We start from the raw sequence: 17,026 nt of genomic DNA, 5'->3' as shown, positions 1-17,026 counted from the left end.
AGCACTGCATGTCCTCCCTGTCCCGTGTGTTTTCGCTCAGCGATTTCGACTTCCAGCTTCCTGAGAACCTGATCGCCCAGCATCCTGCCGCCCAGCGCAGCGCCTCGCGCCTGCTCGACGGCCGCGACGATGCCACCCCGCCCACCGACCGCATCTTCCACGAGCTGCCCGACCTGCTGCAGCCCGGCGACCTGCTGGTGTTCAACGACACGCGCGTGCTCAAGGCGCGCATCTTCGGCGAGAAGGCCAGCGGCGGCCGGCTGGAGCTGCTGGTCGAGCGCGTGCTCGAAGGCAACGATGTCGTGGCCCACATGCGCGTCAGCAAGAAGCCCCTGCCCGGCTCGCGCATCCACCTGTGCGGCGGCAAGAACCGCGGCGGCTTCGACGCCGTGCTGCGCGGCCGCTGGCCCGACGAGAACGGCCCGCTGTTCCACCTGAGCTTCGAAGGCCCGCGCGGCGAGACGCCGCACGAGCTGATGGAGCGCTTCGGCCACCTGCCGCTGCCGCCCTATATCGAGCGCCACCAGGACACCGGCAACGACCCCGACGCCGCCGAAGACAGCGAGCGCTACCAGACCGTCTTCGCGGCCCGCCCCGGCGCCGTGGCCGCGCCCACGGCCGCCCTGCACTTTGACGACGCCGTGCTGGCCCGCCTGGCCGAGCGTGGCATCGAGCGCGCCAGCGTCACGCTGCACGTGGGCGCCGGCACCTTCCAGCCCGTGAAGACCGAGAACCTGGCCGACCACCAGATGCACAGCGAGTGGTACGAGATCCCGCTGGCCACGCTGGCTGCGCTGGAACGCTGCCGCCAGCGCGGTGGCCGCGTCGTCGCGGTGGGCACGACCACGGTGCGCACGCTGGAGTCCTGGGCCCAGACGGGCCAGTTCTCCGGCGACACGCGCATCTTCATCACGCCCGGCTTCGAGTACCAGGTGGTCGATCTGCTGATCACCAACTTCCACCTGCCCAAGAGCACGCTGATGATGCTGGTCAGCGCCTTCGCGGGCTACGAGCAGGTGATGGCGCTGTACCGCCATGCGATTGCGCAGGAGTACCGCTTCTTCAGCTACGGCGACTCCATGCTGTTGAAAAGAAGCACCCCCTGAGCGGCTTACGCCGCTTCCCCCCGTTGCACGGCGCCTCTCTACCCGCTTCGCGGGGGAGGGGGGCATACGGGCAGCCGGCGACACCCTCGCAGCGGGGCGGCGCGGCCGGCTTAGGCCCTTGCTTGGTGTCCCTCGCCTCAGGCCGCGCCAGGTTCAAGCGCCAAGCCCGAAACGCCGCATGTTCAACCAAAGTAATGGCAAAGCCTGCGGCCCTTGACCTCGTGCACGCTGACGGGGATGCCGTAGAGGGTGCTGAGGACCTCGTCCTGCACCACCTCGGCGGGCGTGCCCGCCACGGCCAGGCGGCCGTCCTTGAGCGCGATGATGTGGTCGGCGTAGCAGGAGGCGAAGTTGATGTCGTGCAGCACCATGACCACGGTCTTGCCGCGCTCGGTGACGGCGCGGCGCAGCAGGCCCATCATGCTGACGGCGTGGGCCATGTCCAGGTTGTTCAGCGGCTCGTCCAGCAGGATGAAGGGCGTGTCCTGGCACAGCACCATGGCGATGTAGGCGCGCTGGCGCTGGCCGCCTGACATTTCGTCGAGAAAGCGCTCGGCCAGCGGCGTGAGCTGCAGGTACTCCAGCGCCTCGTCCACATGGCGCAGGTCTTCGGGGCCCAGCCGGCCCTTGCTGTGCGGAAAGCGGCCAAAGCCCACCAGGTCGCGCACCGTCAGGCGCAGCGTGCTCTGGTTGTCCTGGCGCAGGATGGCCATGATGCGCGCCAGCGCCTCGGTGGGCGTGGTGGCCACGTCGAGGCCGGCCACCCGCACCTTGCCCGCCGTGATGGGCATGAGGCGGCTGACCAGGGACAGCAGCGTGGACTTGCCCGCACCGTTGGGCCCGATGATGGCCGTCAGCGCCCGCTCGGGCACATCGAAATTGAGTTCCTGCAGCACTGCCGTGCCGCCATGGCGCTTGAGCAGATCACGCACCTCGATCATTGGGTCCCCTTGCGCATGAGCAGCACGATGAAGACGATTCCACCCAGGAACTCCACCACGATGCTCAGCACGGTATTGAATTGAAAAAGCTGCTCCAGCAGCACCTGGCCGCCCATGAGCAGCACGCAGCCCCAGAGCACGGCCGCAGGCAGCACCCAGGCATGGCGGCGCGTGCCCATGGCGTGATAGGCCATGTTGCTGACCAGCAGGCCGAAGAAGATCACCGGGCCGACCAGGGCCGTGGACACGGCCACCATGCAGGCCACCACGGCGAGCAGCCGCAGCACGCGGCCCTCGTAGTCCAGGCCCAGGCTGACGGCGGCATCGCGCCCCAGCGAGATCACATCCAGCACGCGGCGCTGGCGCCAGATCCAGGCGCTGCCCAGGGCGATCAGCAGCAGCGACGGCAGCAGCAGCTGCAGGTTCACCGCGTTGAAATTGGCGAACATGCGGTCCTGCAGCGCCGTGAACTCATTGGGATCGAGCACGCGCATGGCCAGCCCGGCCAGGCTGCGAAAGAAGATGCCGCCCACCATGCCCACCAGCAGCATCAGGTGCAGGCTGCTGGCATGGCCCACGAACAGCCAGCGCATCAGCAGCACGCTGAAGCCCATCATCAGCACGATGTTGAGCGCATAGCGCCCGACCTCGCCCATGGCGGACACGCCCGCCGCGCCCAGCATCAGCACCATGGACGCCTGCACGAACAGGTACAGCGCATCCAGCCCCATGACGGAAGGCGTGAGGATGGTGTTGTGCGACACGGTCTGGAACACCACGGTGGACAGGCCGATGGCACAGGCCACCAGCGCCATGGTCAGCACCTTGGCGCCCCGGTGCTCCAGCACGAAGGCCCAGTCGGTCTTGACGCCCACGGTCATGAAGGCCAGCAGGCACAGCAGGGCCAGCGCGCCCAGCAGCGCCAGGCGCGCGCCATGGCCCCAGCTGCGCGCTGCAGGCTCATCGGAAGCAACGGATTGCGGCAGGCTGCTCATGCACGGTCCTTGCGGCGGCGCAGGATCAGCGCCAGGAACAGGGCACTGCCCAGCACGCCCAGCACGGTGCCCACGGGGATTTCATAGGGAGCGATCAGCAGCCGCCCGACCAGGTCGCACAGCACGGTCAGGCCCGCGCCGATCAGCGCCACCCACAGCACGCTGCGGCGCACGTTGTCGCCCAGGACCAGGCGCACCACGTTGGGCACGATCAAGCCCACAAAGGGCAGGCTGCCGGCCGTGACCACCACGGCCGAAGTAGCCACGGCCACCACCACCAGCCCCTGCCACACCAGGCGCCGGTAGTTCAGGCCCAGGTTGGTGGCAAAGCTCTCGCCCAGGCCCGCCACGGTGAAACGGTCGGCCGCCAGGCAGGCCAGGGCCGTGACGCCCAGCGACAGCCACAGCAACTCGTAGCGGCCTTGGACCACCAGCGAGAAATCGCCGTTGGACCAGGACTTGAGCGCCTGCATCATGTCGAACTGCAGCGCCAGAAAGCTGGCGGCTGCCTCCAGCACGCCGGCCAGCACCAGGCCGACCAGGGGCACCATCCACGACGAACGCAGCCGGATGCGCGAGAGCACGGCCAGGAACAGCGCCGTGCCCAGCAGCGCCGCCACGGCCGAGATGCCCATCTTGGCCATCACCGGCCAATGCGGCACCCAGAGGAACGCGGCCAGCATGCCCAGGCTGGCCGACTCCACCGTGCCCACGGTGGAAGGCTCCACGAAATGGTTGCGCGCCAGCATCTGCATGAGCAGTCCGCAGACCGCCATCGATGCGCCGGCCAGCACCAGGGCCAGCGTGCGCGGCACGCGGCTGTACACCAGCACCTGGCTGGCCAGGTCGTCCTCGCTGCGCGACCACAGCACGCTCCAGTGCATGTCGCCCGCGCCCACCATCAGGCTGGCCAGCGACAGCGCCAGCAACAGGCCCAGCGCGAAAAGCCAGGCAAGGGCCTGGCGAGAGGGGCGTGACATGCGCGCGGCGTGCACGGTGGCGACAGGCGGGCTCAACGCTTTGACGTCATGTGCGGGCAAAGGCATCCGACAGTTGCTGGATATTGGCCTTCAGCGCGCCCGGCCCGGCGTTGGACAGGGTGTACCAGTTGGCTGCGTTCAGATAGACCACCTGCTTGCCGCGCCAGGCCTTGGTGGCACGCACCAGCGGGTTGTCCAGCAGTTGCTGGGCGGTCTTGCCATCCTGGCCGATGGCCACGTCGCGGTCGATGACGAACAGCCAGTCGGGATTGGTCTTGAGCAGGAACTCGAAGGAGACCACCTGCCCATGGCGCGCCACCGTGAGGTTGTCGATGGCCGGCTTCACGCCGAACACATCGTGCAGCATGCCGAAGCGCGAACCCGGCCCATAGGCACTGAGCTTGCCGCCCGAGGTCAGCAGCACCAGCCCCTTGCCGGCGTCCTGCGCCTTCCCATGCAGTGCGGTAATGGCCTGCTCCACCGACCGGACCTCGGCCTCGGCCTTGTCCTGCAGGCCGTAGACAGCGCCCAGCGTGCGGATGTTGCGGTAGATGTCGGCCATCTGGCGCTGGTCGCTGACACTGAGGTCCAGCACGGGGGCGAAGCGCGACAGCTCCTTGTACTTGGCCTCGGAGCGGCCGCCCACGATGATGAGGTCGGGCGACAGCGCCTTGATGGATTCGTAGTCGGGCTCGAACAGGCTGCCGATGCGTGCGTATTTCGCGTCGGCATAGCGGGCCAGCAGCGGCGGCATCTTGAACTCGGGCACACCCCGCACCTCGCCGCCCAGCGCCTGCAGCGTGTCCAGCGCCGCCAGCTCGAACACCAGCACGCGCACGGGCTTGAAGGGCACCTGGACCTCGCCCTTGGCATGCGGCACGGTCACGGTCTTGCCAGCCGCTGCCGTCTGGGCATGAGACATCTGCGCCGCCAGCGGCAGCGTGACCAACACGCCCAGGCCCTGGCCCATCTTCGCCAGGATCTGGCGACGGGAATGATTTGCATTCATGGTGTTCATCTTTACAGTGATTGCTGTATTGCCAGGAAGTTCAAACATTGGCCTATGCGGCATCAGGGAAGTGCAGGCGTGTTGTCCGGCATGCGCTCGCAGGCCGGCAGGCCCTGGGCGAAGCGCACGGGGTTGAGCAGGGCCACCAGGCCGCAGGCCAGCGAGCCCTGCCACTGCAGGTAGTCATGGCTGGTCTCGTGCTCGGCCTGGGTGACTTCGTAGCCCTTGGCGCGCAGCACATCGGCCAGGTGGCGGTTGGTTTCCAGGATGCCGTCCTGCCCGCCGCGTGCGCGCTCGTAGCGGCCCGCATCCAGATAAAAGCGCACGGGCTGGCGTGGCTCCTGGGCATAGCGGCGCTGCACCCAGCCCGGCACCTCCCCGGCCGGCGACCACCAGAACGATCCCGACATGCTCAGCACGTTGCCGAACCAGCGCGCATTGACCAGACCCGCATAGGCCGAGGCCAGGCCGCCAAAGCTGGAGCCACCGATCACCGTGCGCGCCGCCGGCTGGCCCAGGCCCTGTTCACCCACCCAGGGCATCAGTTCCTCATCCAGAAAGCGTGCGAAAGCAGTGTTGGGCGGCAACTCCCTGCCGCGCGCCTGCGGGCTGGCGTTGTCCACCAGCACCACGGCCGTGGGCGGGATCAGGCCGTCGGCCATGAGGTTGTCTATAAGGGTGGGCGTGGACACCTGCTTCGCATAGGCGTTGCCGTCGAACAGCACCAGCAGCGCCTCGGGCGCCTGGCCGCCCGCCGGGCGGTAGGTCCAGACATCGCGACTGTTGCCCAGAACGCGGCTGGACAGGCGGTGCTGCACCAGAGCCCCCTGGGCCACGCCCGCGCGCGGCGCCACCCAGGGCTGGGGCGGCGCCTTGGGCAGCTCCAGCACGGAGGCGCCCTGGAAGGCGTCGATGAAGCCGCCCTGAGGCGACTTTGGCGGCTGCGGAAACACCTTGGGATTGAGCGGATCGCGCTGCGCCGTGGCCAGCAGGGCGCGGCGCTGCTCCATGGCCGAGCCTGCGATCAGCGGCACATCGGGCGCCAGGCGGTAACTGAGCCGCGCGTTGTCCGCCATGCGGAAGCTGGCCCACCAGACATCGCTGCCGTCGAGGTGCTGCAGCGGATCATGGTTGCCGGCCGGGCTGCCGAACAGGCGCACGCCCTGCATGCCGGCGCGCGGCTGGCCACGCCACAGGAAGGTGACCAGGGACTGGCCGCCGGGCAGCGGCTCCACCATCGGCGCGCCCTCCTCCTGCACGCGCCGCCAGAAGGCGTCTGCCGCCACGCCCGAACCCGCGCCGCGCTGGATGGCCTGCGCCAGGGCCTGCAGGCGTGGGCTTTCCAGCGCAGGCCGCTCCAGGGCCTGCACAGCCTTGGCGCCCAACGGCGCAAGACTGGAGGTCAACCGCAGCGCAAAGCGGCCGGTTGCGGATTTCACCTCGCCGGCCATCAGCGCGTCCGTTGCGATGTAGCGCGCCACCAGCCTTTGCCTGCCGGCCCCCTCCGTGACCCACATCAGCGACTGCGCACCGCCATCGGGCCGCGCCAGGCGGCGCAGGTGCCGGCCCTGGGCATCCTCCAGGTCCAGGGCCACGCCCTGCCCTTCGAATTCACCCTGGACCACGTGGCCGGCGGGCAGATCGACGCGCCAGGACTCGCGCCCACCGGCAGCCAGGACCCCTGTGGCCGCCTGGCCCGGCGCCAGCGTGCCCGGCCGTGCGGCCAGGGCCTGCCGCGATGCGGCTGCCGTCATGTCTTCACCGGCATGGACGGCTGCGCCCAGCAGGCACAGCAGCGAGGTGGCCAGGCACAGGCCTTGTCGTGCAGCTTGCGCCATGGCGTCAGAAGTCCACCGTGGCCGAGACACGCACCGTGCGCGGGCCGCCCGTGGTGGCGAAGTTGTCGTTGAAGCTGCCGGCCCAGTAGGACTTGTCGAACAGGTTCTCCACCGTGGCGCGGAAGGTGACGGGTTTGGCCGCGATGCTGGTGGCATAGCGCGCGCCCACGTCCACGCGGGTCCAGCTGGGCATCTTCAGCGTGTTGGCCGAATTCACCCATTGCGCGCCCGTGTAGATCAGGCGGCCGGTGAGCGTGGCGCCCGGCAGCGCGGGCACATCCCACTCGCCGCCCAGGTTGGCCGTCCAGCGCGGCACGCCGTAGACGCCGAAGCCATCGCGCGCGCCGCCCTGGGTCTTGCTCTGGATGGCCTGCGTATAGGCCAGGCCGCCCAGCAGGCGCGTGCCGCGCAGCGGCTCGCCGAACACATTCCACTCCAGGCCCCGGTTGCGCTGCTCGCCATCCATCAGCAGGCGGTTGGTCGCGGTCTCCACCACGGACGAGGGCCGCTCGATCTGGAACAGCGAGACCGTCTGCGTGAAATCACCCGTGCGCCACTTGGCGCCGATCTCGAACTGTTTGGTCTTGTAGGGCGCGAACACTTCGCCGGCATTGGCATAGGTGGCGCCGACGATGGAGCCCGCGCTCAGGCCCTGCACATGGTTGGCATACAGCGAGACCGCATCGCCCCAGGGCTTGACCACCAGGCCCAGCGCGGGCGAGACGGCCTGCTCGTTGTAGCCCGCCATCTTCTGGTTCACGCGCTGCAGGCGTGCGCCCACGGTCAGTTGCACGGCATCGCCACCCCAGCTCAGCGTGTCGGCCAGGGCCAGGCTGCTGAGCACGTCGTCGCGCTCCTGCTTGATGGCGCCGTAGGGGCCGGCCAGCGTGATGGGCGCGGGGTTGTAGATGTTGGTGATGTAGCTGGCGCTGGTGGCAACGGCCGCGCGCCCGCCCTTCTGGTTCATCCAGTTCAGGGAAGCCACCAGCAGGTGGTTCACGCCGCCCGTGCGCAGGCGCCCGCGCACGCCGAACTCGGCCGCGGTGCTGTCGGTATAGCCGTACTGGTTGTAGGTCTGGCCCACGGCCGAGCCGTCGCCCTGGGCGCGCAGCACCACGCGCGTGCCGTTGAGCATGCCGTCGTAGGCATGCTGCGCCGTGCCTGCGGAGCCGAACAGCGTCCAGTCCGCGCCCAGGTCCACCGAGCCGCGCAGCATCAGCGCATCGCTTTGCTGCTTGGCGTGTATGCCGGGGAACAGGTTGGTCGTGGCGTCGGGCGCCGCGATGACCTGCTTGAGGTTCTGCATGCTGACCATCATCGGGCTGCCATCGCGGATGGTGGAGCGGTAGCTGTAGGCATCCAGCCCCAGCGTGAATCCGTCGCCCTGGTAGTCCAGCGCCAGCGCGCCCAGGCCATGGCGGCGGTTCTGGCCGTCGATCTCGGTGTCGCCGCTCGAGGTGCTGCCGTTGACGCGTATGCCCAGGCGGCGCTCGGGGCCGAAGCGGCGCGAGACATCGGCCTGCAGGCCCAGCTGCGAGCCGCTGCTGAACATGGTGGTCACGCGCGTGAGATCCTGGGCCAGCGGGCGCTTGGTCACCAGGTTGATGGTGCCGCCCACGGCGCCGCCGGGCGTCATGCCGCTCATCAGCGCACCGGGGCCCTTGAGCACCTCCACGCGCTCGATCATCTCGACGGGCACGTGGCCGTCGGGCGCCAGTCCATACAGGCCGTTGAAGCCCAGTTCCGAGGCATTCACCCCCAGGCCGCGGATGGTGAAGTTCTCGTAGGCGTGGCCGGTGTTGGTGGTGAAGCGCACCGAAGGATCGTTTTCCAGCACCGACATCAGCGTGGCCGCGTTCTGGTTGGCAATGCCTTCGGCCGTGTAGGAGGTGATGTTGAACGGCGTGTCCATCACATCGCGCTGGCCCAGCACGCCCAGGCCCGCACCCTTGGCCACTTGGCCGCCAGGGGCCACCGTGGGAAGGGTCTGGGGATCGGTGGTGCCGCGCACCGTGACCTCGCCCAGCTCGGCGTCAGCGGCCCAGGCGCCCGCAGGCAGCGCCGCGGCAGTCACCATGGCGCAGACACGGGCGATGGTGCCCAGGCGGTGGAGCGTGCAAACAGGGATGCAAACAGGGGTGAAGGGGCTGACGGCGCCTGTGCGCGGCAGGCCGATGCGGGTACGGGAAGACATCCGGGAGGGCTTTCGAGACGGAAGGAAATGCGCCGCATCCAGCCCGGAGCCACTCGGACACAGGCCGGATACGGCATCTGCCCGAATTATAGAAAATGAGAATTATTCTTATTAAGAAAGCAGCAACAACGCACCGCGCGCAAACATGGGCGCACGGCCAGCAAACAATCGCGTTGAAAACAGTGGGGGCCAGGCAACAGGCGGCCCGGCCTCGGCGACGCCAGCGGCCGCTAGAAGGTGTCGCCGCGCTCCATGGCGCGGCGGTGGCGCTGCACGAATTCCTGGTAGGTGTCGATGCCGCGCAGCTGCAAGATGGCATTGCGCACGGCGGCCTCGACCAGCACGGCGATGTTGCGGCCCGCCACCACCTGGATCACCACCTTGCGCACGGGCACGCCGAGCACATCCTGCGTCAGCGGCTCGGCCGGCAGGCGCTCGTACTCGCGCTCCATGGTTTCCTTGCGCACCAGGTGCACGATGAGCTTGAGGCGCATCTTGCGGCGCACGGCCGTCTCGCCAAAGATGGCGCGGATGTCCAGCAGGCCGATGCCGCGCACCTCCAGCAGGTTCTGCAGCAGCTCGGGGCACTTGCCCTCGATCGTGGTCTGGTTGATGCGGTACAGGTCCACCGCGTCATCGGCCACCAGGCCGTTGCCGCGCGTCACCAGTTCCAGCCCCAGCTCGCTCTTGCCCAGGCCCGACTCGCCCGTGATCAGCACACCCATGCCCAGGATGTCCATGAACACGCCATGCATGGTCGTGCGGTCGGCGAAATGCTTGGCCAGGTAGGCACGCAGCACATCGATCACGAAGGCCGACTGCTCGCGCGTGGAGAACATGGGAATGTGGGCGCGCTCGCACATGGACAGCAGCGCCTCGGGCGCCGTCTGCCCGTCGGCCAGCACCAGCACGGGCGGCTCCAGCGTGACGATGCGTGCCACGCGGCGCTGGCAGTCCTGCGGCGTGGCATTGCTCAGATAGGCGATCTCGCGCTCGCCCAGCACCTGCAGCCGGTAGGGATGGATGTAGTTCAGGTAGCCGACGAGGTCCGCGCCGGAGCGCGCCGAGCGCACGGCCATCTCGTCGAAACGGCGCTCCGAAGCTCCCAGGCCCGCCACCCACTCCCAGCGCAGGCTGGAGCGGAACTCCTCGAACAGGACATCGGCGCTGATGGCACTGGGTCTCATGGCAAGGCCCGTGAAAAGGGGAAGGAAAAAGTCTGGAAGACTAGACCAGGGGCGCAGCGGAGGACTGCCAGCCGGCAATCATTCCATGCAGCCGGGCTGCATCGGCGCAGGACTTCAGGCGCTCGCGCAGCTGGCTGTCGCTGAGAAGCTCGGCGATTTCGGACAGGATTTCCAGATGCTTCTGGGTGGCCGCTTCGGGCACCAGCAGAAAGATCAGCAGGCCCACGGGCTGCTCATCGGGAGCATCGAAACCAATGGGATTGTCCAGCTGGAACACGGCCGCCATGGGAGCGGTCAGGCCCTTGATGCGCCCATGGGGAATGGCCACGCCGTGGCCGAGCCCCGTCGAGCCCAGGCGTTCGCGTGCAAACAGGCTGTCGGTGATGAGTGCGCGGGACAGGCCATGCAGGCTCTCGAAGAGCAGACCTGCTTCTTCGAAAGCGCGCTTTTTGCTGGTGACGTCGACGCTCACGAGCACTTGAGCGGCGGGCAGGATGGAGGCAAGACGGTTCATGGTTCGGGAAACAATTATGCACCGCAGTGCCGGAAACCGTGGGGAAACCCTGACCCCCATCAAAAACCGCCCCGAAGGGCGGTGGTCGTGCGTGGCTCATCAGCCACATAAGCGCAGGTATTGTAAGCGCCCGCACAGGGCTGGCGCCTTACCTGTCACCCGACTGACGCCAAGGTCAGCCCAGCATCATCGAGTCGCTTGGCCGAACCATAGCGGCTGCCCTGCTGGCGGGTCTTGTAGCGCACCACCACGCGGTCCAGCTTGTCAGCCAGCGCATCGACGGCGGCGTAGAGATCGAAGTGAGAGGTCTCGACAAAAAGATCCTGGCCCTTGACGCGCAGCGTGCAACCGGCACGTTGGCGCTTTTCCTTCTCCTTTTGGTTATGAACGGTCAGCAAGACCTTTACATCCACCACCTGGTCAAAGTGTCGAAGAATGCGTTCGAGCTTGGCCATGACGTAACTGCGCAGCGAGGGAGTGACCTCCAGGTGATGCCCACTAATCGTCAGATTCATATCTAAACACTCCTTGCTCTGGATGAAAACAGCCCGGTCCACCGGGAGACGATCCGCAGGGACAGGTGCTTGCAGGCCGGAATGCGCATTCGTTTGCTTGCGAATCCACTATGCGCCGGGGTCTGCCCAAAAGCAACGCCGCAAGCCGATAGCGCAGGACGGTGCAGGGCCTTGGAGGCGGGTTTTGCGCGCCATGCAATTGGGCGCACAATCGGCGGGTTTGCCAGGCTGCGCCCCTGGGGTGGGGCTTGCCAACGGCCGCCCGTCACCGTGAGGCGCCGTTGGTTAGAATCGCGCTCCTGCGCGTGCCGCTTGCAGCCATCCGGCCGCTGCAGCCTCTTTGCCAGATTGCCCCTTGCCTCACATGACCACCCAGTCCCGCCCCTCCGCCCTGCACACTTCCAACATTGCCTCGCTGCCGCTGCTCGCGCGCGGCAAGGTGCGCGACAACTATGCCGTGGGCGATGACCGCATCCTGATGGTGGCTTCGGACCGCCTGTCGGCCTTCGACGTGATCATGGGCGAGCCCATCCCCGGCAAGGGCGAGCTGCTGACGCAAATGGCGCTGTTCTGGTTCGACAAGCTCGGCCACATCTGCCCCAACCACCTGACCGGCGAAGCGCCCGAGTCCGTGGTCACGCCCGCCGAAGTGCCCCAGGTCACGGGCCGCTCCATGCTGGTCAAGCGCCTCAAGCCCGTGCTGATCGAGGCCGTGGTGCGCGGCTACCTGGCCGGCAGCGGCTGGAAGGAATACCAGGAATCGCGCTCGGTCTGCGGCGTGCCCCTACCCGAAGGCCTGACCAACGCCGCCAAGCTGCCCGAGCCCATCTACACGCCGGCCGCCAAGGCCGAGATGGGCGACCATGACGAGAACATCACCTACGAGCGCACGGTGGAGATGGTCGGCGAGAAGCTGGCCTCCCAGATCCGCGATACGGCCATCCGCATCTACAAGGAAGCTGCGGCCATCGCCCTCGAAAAGGGCATGATCATTGCCGACACCAAGTTCGAATTCGGCCTGGACGAGAACGGCGAACTGGTGCTGATGGACGAAGTCCTCACGCCCGACAGCTCGCGCTACTGGCCCGTGGAGGGCTATGCCCAGGCCCTGGCCAATGGCGAGAACCCGCCCAGCTACGACAAGCAGTTCGTGCGCGACTGGCTGGAGCAGGCCCAGGTCAACGGCAAGCCCTGGGACAAGAAGGCTCCGGCCCCGCGCCTGCCCCAGGAAGTGACCGAGAAGACGGCCGCCAAGTACCGCGAAGCCCTGCAGCGCCTGACGGCCTGACGGCCCGCCGTAGCCCGGCCCCGCGCGCCTTTCCCCGCAAAAGAGAGCTTCGGCTCTCTTTTTCGTTGCGGGCCTGCGTTTTTGCAGCCGGTCATGCCTGCGTCACCGACGCTGCCACAATGTTCGCTTCCTCTGACTTTTTCTGAAGGAGCAAGCACATGGCTGGCAAGAAGATTCTGATGATCTGTGGCGACTACTGCGAGGACTACGAAACCATGGTCCCCTTCCAGGCCCTGCAGGCCGTGGGACACACGGTGCATGCGGTCTGCCCCGACAAGAAGGCCGGGGAACACATCAAGACGGCCATCCATGATTTCGAGGGCGCGCAGACCTACAGCGAAAAGCCCGGCCACAACTTCACGCTCAACGCCAGCTTCGCCGACATCAAGCCCGAGCAGTACGACGCCCTGGTGATCCCCGGTGGACGCGGCCCCGAGTACCTTCGCAACTACGACGCCGTGCGCGCCGCCGTGCGCCACTTCTTCGACAACAACAAGCCCGTGGCCGCCGTCTGCCATGGCGCCCAGCTGCTGGCCGGCGCCGGCGTGCTCAGGGGCCGCACCTGCTCGGCCTACCCGGCCTGCCGTGCCGAGGTCGAACTGGCCGGCGGCACCTATGCCGACATCGGCGTGGACCAGGCGCATACCGAAGGCAACCTGGTCAGCGCCCCCGCCTGGCCCGCACACCCGGCCTGGATCGCCCAGTTCCTGACGCTCCTGGGCACGCGCATCAGCCACGGCTGAGCACGCAGCGGACGTTGGCGCCGGGCGACTCAACCGCCCCAGCGCACCAGCACGATGCCGCCGAAGACCAGGGCCGAGGCCAGCATGCGCACGCGGCCCAGGCGCTCGCGCATCAGCCAGGCGGCAATCCAGCCCGCAAACAGCACGCTGCTTTCACGCAGTGCAGACACCAGCCCCATGGGCGCCTGCGACAGCGCCCAGGTCGCCATCCAGCTGGCACTCAGCTGCATGGCGGCGGCCAGGGCGCACAGGCGCCAGGTGCGTGCATCGGCACGCAGCACGGCGGGGCCGCGCCGCCAGGCGACGATCAGCACCGTGGCCAGGCCATCGCCCAGCGTGAGCAGGGCCGCATAGAGCAGCGCGGAGCCGGATGCGCGCGCACCCAGCCCGTCGATGACCGTATAGCAGGCAATCATGGCTCCCGTGGCCAGCGCATAGCCGCTGCCGCCATAACCTCTGGCCGCGCCGCTGCGCACCGACAACGCCAACACGCCCAGCGACAGGCACAGCACGCCGGCCAGCCCGGTCGCGCCCGGCCACTCACCGGCCAGCAGCGCCGCGCCCAGCGTCACGAACAGCGGCGCACTGCCGCGTGCCACCGGATAGACCACGCCGAACTCGCCATGCTGGTAGGCGCGCGGCAGCACGAAGTGGTAGACGGTGTGCACAGCCACCGAGGCCGCCAGCCACCACCACACCGATGCGCCCCACAACCCCGCCGCGCGCCAGTCCAGCCAGGGCAGCACCAGCAGCGACCACAGGCTGGCCAGCCCCGTGGTCAGCGCCATGGCGACCATCTTGTCGCCGCCCAGCTTGATGGCGCTGTTCCATCCCGCATTCATCAGCGCGGCCCCCAGGGCCGCGGCCAGCACCGCATTGCTCAATTCCATTCCATGGCCTCGTTCTTGATACGGGACGGGATGATGGATTCGCACCCAGATTAGATAAAGTCGAATCTTCGGAACATCATCTTCAGGAAACCTGATGCGACGCCTGAATCTTGACCAGCTCCAGACCCTGGTGGCCGTGGCCGACCTGGGCACGCTGGCTGCCGCCGCGCAGGCCCTTCACCTGTCGCCGCCCGCCGTCAGCCTGCACATCCAGGAGCTGGAAGCGCGCCTGGACACACCGCTGCTGGTGCGCGGCAAGCGCCAGGCGCAGCTGACGCCCGCAGGCGCTTTGCTGGCCGAAGGCGGACGCCGCCTGCTGGCCGACAGCGAATCCCTGCTGCGCCAGGTGCGCAAGCGTGCCGAGGGCTTTGGCGCCAGCGTGCGCATAGGCGCCTCGGCCGGCGTCAGCCCCTTGCTTTTGCCCGAACTGCTGCAATGGCTGGCCGAGCACGCGCCCGGTGTGGAACTGCGCCTGGAAGTCGTGAGCTCCGCCCAGGCCATGCAGCGCCTGGCGACTGGCCACCTGGACCTGGCCCTGGTCGGGCTGCCCCAGCCCGTGCCTTCCGGCCTGGAAATGCGCGTCTGGCGCAACGACCCCATGGAGCTTTTCGCCCCGCCACAGATGCCGCTGCCCGACCAGATCACGCCCGAATGGCTCAACGCCCAGCCCTGGATAGGCTTTGCCGCCGGCACCCAGATGCACCGCCTGCTGTCCCAATGGTTCGCCCAGGCGGGCCTGCTGCCCCAGCCGCGCATGGAAATGAGCTTTCCCGAAGGCATACGCGCCCTGGTCGCCGCAGGCCACGGCCCCACGGTCCTGCCGCGCGAGGAGCCCATGGACGCCGTCAGCCGCACGCTGCAGCAGCGCGGACTCAGCCCCGCACTGACACGCCCGCTGGGACTGGCCTGCCGCAGCGCCGCGCAACAAGACCCGGCCGTGCAGGCCGTGGTGCGCGGGTTGATGCGATTTGCCGATCCCGTACGGCAGTAGGCGCTACAGCCCGGCCTCCTGCAGCACCCACGCACGCAGCGCCTCGATGGCCGGCTGGCCCTGGCTGCGCCGGGGGTAGAGCAGGTGGTAGGCGTAGGCCGGGCCCAGGCCCACGGCGATGTCGAACAGGCGCACCAGGCGGCCACGGGCCAGGTCTTCGGCCACCAGGTCCTGCTCGACCAGGCCCACGGCACCGCCGTCCATCACGGCCTGCACGACGTGGCTGGAGTCGGTGAAGGCGATGCAGCGGCCTGCGTCCAGGCCCTCCACGCCGGCCACCGCCATCCACATGGGCCAGTTCGGCCAGACCTGGCCGTCCACCCTGCAATCGACATGGCACAGCGTGTGCGCCAGCAGGTCAACGGGCCGGGCCAGCGGCGGGCCGGACTGCAGCAGGGCCGGGCTGCAGACGGGGATCACCCTGGCATCGAACAGGCGCACCGCCAGGGTGTGCGGATCACGGCCGGTGCCGAAGCGGATGGCGGCGTCGATGTCATCGGCGTCGAAGTCGCGCACCTCGTCGCAGATGTCGAAGCTCAGTTCGATCTGCGGATGCGCGGCGCGAAAGCGCGGCAGCCGGGGCAGCAGCCACTGCGTGGCAAAGCGCGCGCCCAGCGACAGGCGCAGCCGCGTCTCGCCCCGGGCCAGCTGGCGCGCCCGGCCGGTGGCGCGCCGCAGCAGGCCCAGCGCCTCGGCCGTGGCCTCCAGCAGCACGCTGCCTGCGGGCGTGAGCTGCATGCTGCGGCTGTTGCGCGTGAAGAGGACGAGGCCCAGCTGTTCCTCCATCTCCTTGATCTGGTGGCTGACCGCCGCCGGGGTCAGCCCCAGTTCGTCGGCCGCGCGCGTGAAGTTCAGATGGCGCCCTGCAGCCTCGAAGCTGCGCAGGGCGCGCGTGCCGGGTGGAAGCTGGCGCATGGATCTTCAAATTTTTCTTGATGAAGCACCGAATACTACTTGCTTCCTCTTTTGGGACCGCCATCGAACAATCAAGAAAACTTGATGGATGAACCTATGGAAACCGCCTCTTTCTTCACCAGCCTTATCGATGGGCAGCCCGCTACGGCGGCCGAACTCGCCGCCCTGGCCTTTGCCGGCCATGCCCATTTCACGGCCATGCAGGTGCGCGGCGGCAGGCTGCGCGGGCTGGACCTGCATCTGCAGCGCCTGCGCCAGGCCTCGCTGGAGCTGTACGGCCAGGCCTTGTCCGATGACCATGTCCAGGCACAGCTGCGGGCGGCGCTTGCCGGTGGTCCGCAGGATGTGTCGCTGACCGCCACGGTGTACTCGCCTGCCGGGGAATTCACGGCCGCCGATGCGCGGCCGCGCATGCTGGTGCGCACCTCGGCACCCGCCTCGGGCCCCGCCGGGCCCTTGAGCCTGGCGCTGTTCGAGCATGAGCGCATGCTGCCCCACCTCAAGCATGTGGGCGAGGTGGCCAAGACGCATCTGCTGCGCCGCGCCGTGGCCCAGGGCTTTGACGACGCCGCCTTTGCCGACCGCCACGGCCGCATTGGCGAGGCCACCATCTGGAACCTGGCCTTCTGGGATGGAGATGCCGTGGTCTGGCCGCGCGCCCAGGTGCTGCCGGGCACGACCGAGTCCATGCTGCGGCGCCAGTTGCAGCGCCTGGGCGTGACACAGCGCCAGGCCGTGCTGACCCGGGCCGACCTGCCATCCCTGGCCGGCGCCGTGGTGATGAATTCGTGGTCCCCGGGCATTCCGGTCAGGCGCCTGGCCGATGTGCATCTGCCCGATGCGCCCGGCTTCGTGCAGTTGCTGCACCGCGCGCATGCGGCCGAGGAACCGGTTGCACCCTGAGTCCTCGCCATGAAAAA

At 68.3% G+C, this 17,026-nt stretch carries 16 protein-coding genes; 5 read left to right on the top strand and 11 right to left on the bottom strand.

Annotation, left to right across the window (positions count from 1 at the left end; genetic code table 11):
• Positions 1-8 precede the first annotated feature (8 nt).
• Positions 9-1,106 carry a tRNA preQ1(34) S-adenosylmethionine ribosyltransferase-isomerase QueA gene (gene queA, locus ACHWUQ_RS04945; RefSeq protein ID WP_394680501.1) on the top strand — a complete coding sequence of 366 codons (1,098 nt, stop codon included), beginning with the start codon at positions 9-11 and terminating at the stop codon, positions 1,104-1,106.
• Between the two features lie 182 nt (positions 1,107-1,288).
• Here the strand turns inward: queA and ACHWUQ_RS04940 are convergent, their stop codons facing one another.
• From ACHWUQ_RS04940 to hpf, 9 genes are all read right to left on the bottom strand, one after another.
• Entirely contained in the window at positions 1,289-2,047 is a 759-nt protein-coding gene (locus ACHWUQ_RS04940) for an ABC transporter ATP-binding protein (protein WP_394680500.1), read from the bottom strand.
• On the bottom strand, positions 2,044-3,042 hold the full coding sequence (locus ACHWUQ_RS04935; protein WP_123694362.1) for an iron chelate uptake ABC transporter family permease subunit: 999 nt from the start codon (positions 3,040-3,042) through the stop codon (positions 2,044-2,046). Before ACHWUQ_RS04935 ends, ACHWUQ_RS04940 begins: the two co-directional genes overlap by 4 nt.
• Complete coding sequence (locus tag ACHWUQ_RS04930) at positions 3,039-4,022, bottom strand: ABC transporter permease (RefSeq protein ID WP_043780677.1); 984 nt, start codon at positions 4,020-4,022, stop codon at positions 3,039-3,041. The genes ACHWUQ_RS04935 and ACHWUQ_RS04930 overlap by 4 nt, the downstream gene beginning before the upstream one ends.
• Positions 4,023-4,068: 46 nt before the next feature.
• The gene (locus ACHWUQ_RS04925; RefSeq protein WP_394680499.1) at positions 4,069-5,079 is read right to left on the bottom strand and encodes a siderophore ABC transporter substrate-binding protein; all 1,011 of its coding nucleotides are present in this window, start codon (positions 5,077-5,079) and stop codon (positions 4,069-4,071) included.
• A 14-nt stretch (positions 5,080-5,093) separates the two neighbouring features.
• Positions 5,094-6,869, bottom strand: a complete 1,776-nt coding sequence (locus ACHWUQ_RS04920) for an enterochelin esterase domain-containing protein (protein WP_394680498.1) — start codon at positions 6,867-6,869, stop codon at positions 5,094-5,096.
• 4 nt (positions 6,870-6,873) lie between these two features.
• Positions 6,874-9,063 carry a TonB-dependent receptor gene (locus tag ACHWUQ_RS04915; RefSeq protein WP_394680497.1) on the bottom strand — a complete coding sequence of 730 codons (2,190 nt, stop codon included), beginning with the start codon at positions 9,061-9,063 and terminating at the stop codon, positions 6,874-6,876.
• Between the two features lie 230 nt (positions 9,064-9,293).
• Positions 9,294-10,250, bottom strand: a complete 957-nt coding sequence (hprK, locus tag ACHWUQ_RS04910) for an HPr(Ser) kinase/phosphatase (protein WP_012202934.1) — start codon at positions 10,248-10,250, stop codon at positions 9,294-9,296.
• 40 nt (positions 10,251-10,290) lie between these two features.
• A complete protein-coding gene (locus ACHWUQ_RS04905; RefSeq protein WP_013804474.1) occupies positions 10,291-10,764 on the bottom strand; it encodes a PTS sugar transporter subunit IIA in 474 nt (157 codons plus the stop codon).
• A 155-nt stretch (positions 10,765-10,919) separates the two neighbouring features.
• On the bottom strand, positions 10,920-11,279 hold the full coding sequence (hpf, locus tag ACHWUQ_RS04900; protein WP_012202932.1) for a ribosome hibernation-promoting factor, HPF/YfiA family: 360 nt from the start codon (positions 11,277-11,279) through the stop codon (positions 10,920-10,922).
• 364 nt (positions 11,280-11,643) lie between these two features.
• On the opposite strand from hpf, the gene ACHWUQ_RS04895 reads away from it, so the two are divergent.
• Together ACHWUQ_RS04895 and ACHWUQ_RS04890 are read left to right on the top strand one after the other, a co-directional pair.
• Entirely contained in the window at positions 11,644-12,567 is a 924-nt protein-coding gene (locus ACHWUQ_RS04895; RefSeq protein WP_012202931.1) for a phosphoribosylaminoimidazolesuccinocarboxamide synthase, read from the top strand.
• A 158-nt stretch (positions 12,568-12,725) separates the two neighbouring features.
• Positions 12,726-13,310: a DJ-1/PfpI family protein gene (locus tag ACHWUQ_RS04890; protein WP_394680496.1), complete on the top strand. Its 585-nt coding sequence runs from the start codon at positions 12,726-12,728 to the stop codon at positions 13,308-13,310.
• A gap of 29 nt (positions 13,311-13,339) precedes the next feature.
• Here the strand turns inward: ACHWUQ_RS04890 and ACHWUQ_RS04885 are convergent, their stop codons facing one another.
• The gene (locus ACHWUQ_RS04885; protein WP_394680495.1) at positions 13,340-14,200 is read right to left on the bottom strand and encodes a transporter; all 861 of its coding nucleotides are present in this window, start codon (positions 14,198-14,200) and stop codon (positions 13,340-13,342) included.
• A 94-nt stretch (positions 14,201-14,294) separates the two neighbouring features.
• Between ACHWUQ_RS04885 and ACHWUQ_RS04880 the strand changes: the two genes are divergently transcribed.
• Positions 14,295-15,191 carry a LysR family transcriptional regulator gene (locus ACHWUQ_RS04880; protein WP_394680494.1) on the top strand — a complete coding sequence of 299 codons (897 nt, stop codon included), beginning with the start codon at positions 14,295-14,297 and terminating at the stop codon, positions 15,189-15,191.
• A gap of 3 nt (positions 15,192-15,194) precedes the next feature.
• Here ACHWUQ_RS04880 and ACHWUQ_RS04875 read toward each other — a convergent pair whose 3' ends face one another.
• Entirely contained in the window at positions 15,195-16,106 is a 912-nt protein-coding gene (locus ACHWUQ_RS04875) for a LysR substrate-binding domain-containing protein (RefSeq protein WP_394680493.1), read from the bottom strand.
• 96 nt (positions 16,107-16,202) lie between these two features.
• Between ACHWUQ_RS04875 and ACHWUQ_RS04870 the strand changes: the two genes are divergently transcribed.
• Entirely contained in the window at positions 16,203-17,009 is an 807-nt protein-coding gene (locus ACHWUQ_RS04870; protein ID WP_394680492.1) for an aminotransferase class IV family protein, read from the top strand.
• Positions 17,010-17,026 lie beyond the last annotated feature (17 nt).

Source organism: uncultured Comamonas sp. (assembly GCF_964277875.1).
Lineage (GTDB): Bacteria > Pseudomonadota > Gammaproteobacteria > Burkholderiales > Burkholderiaceae_C > Comamonas > Comamonas sediminis.
The sequence above is the reverse complement of the archived record's forward strand: the minus strand, read 5'-3'. Positions and strand labels throughout refer to the sequence as shown.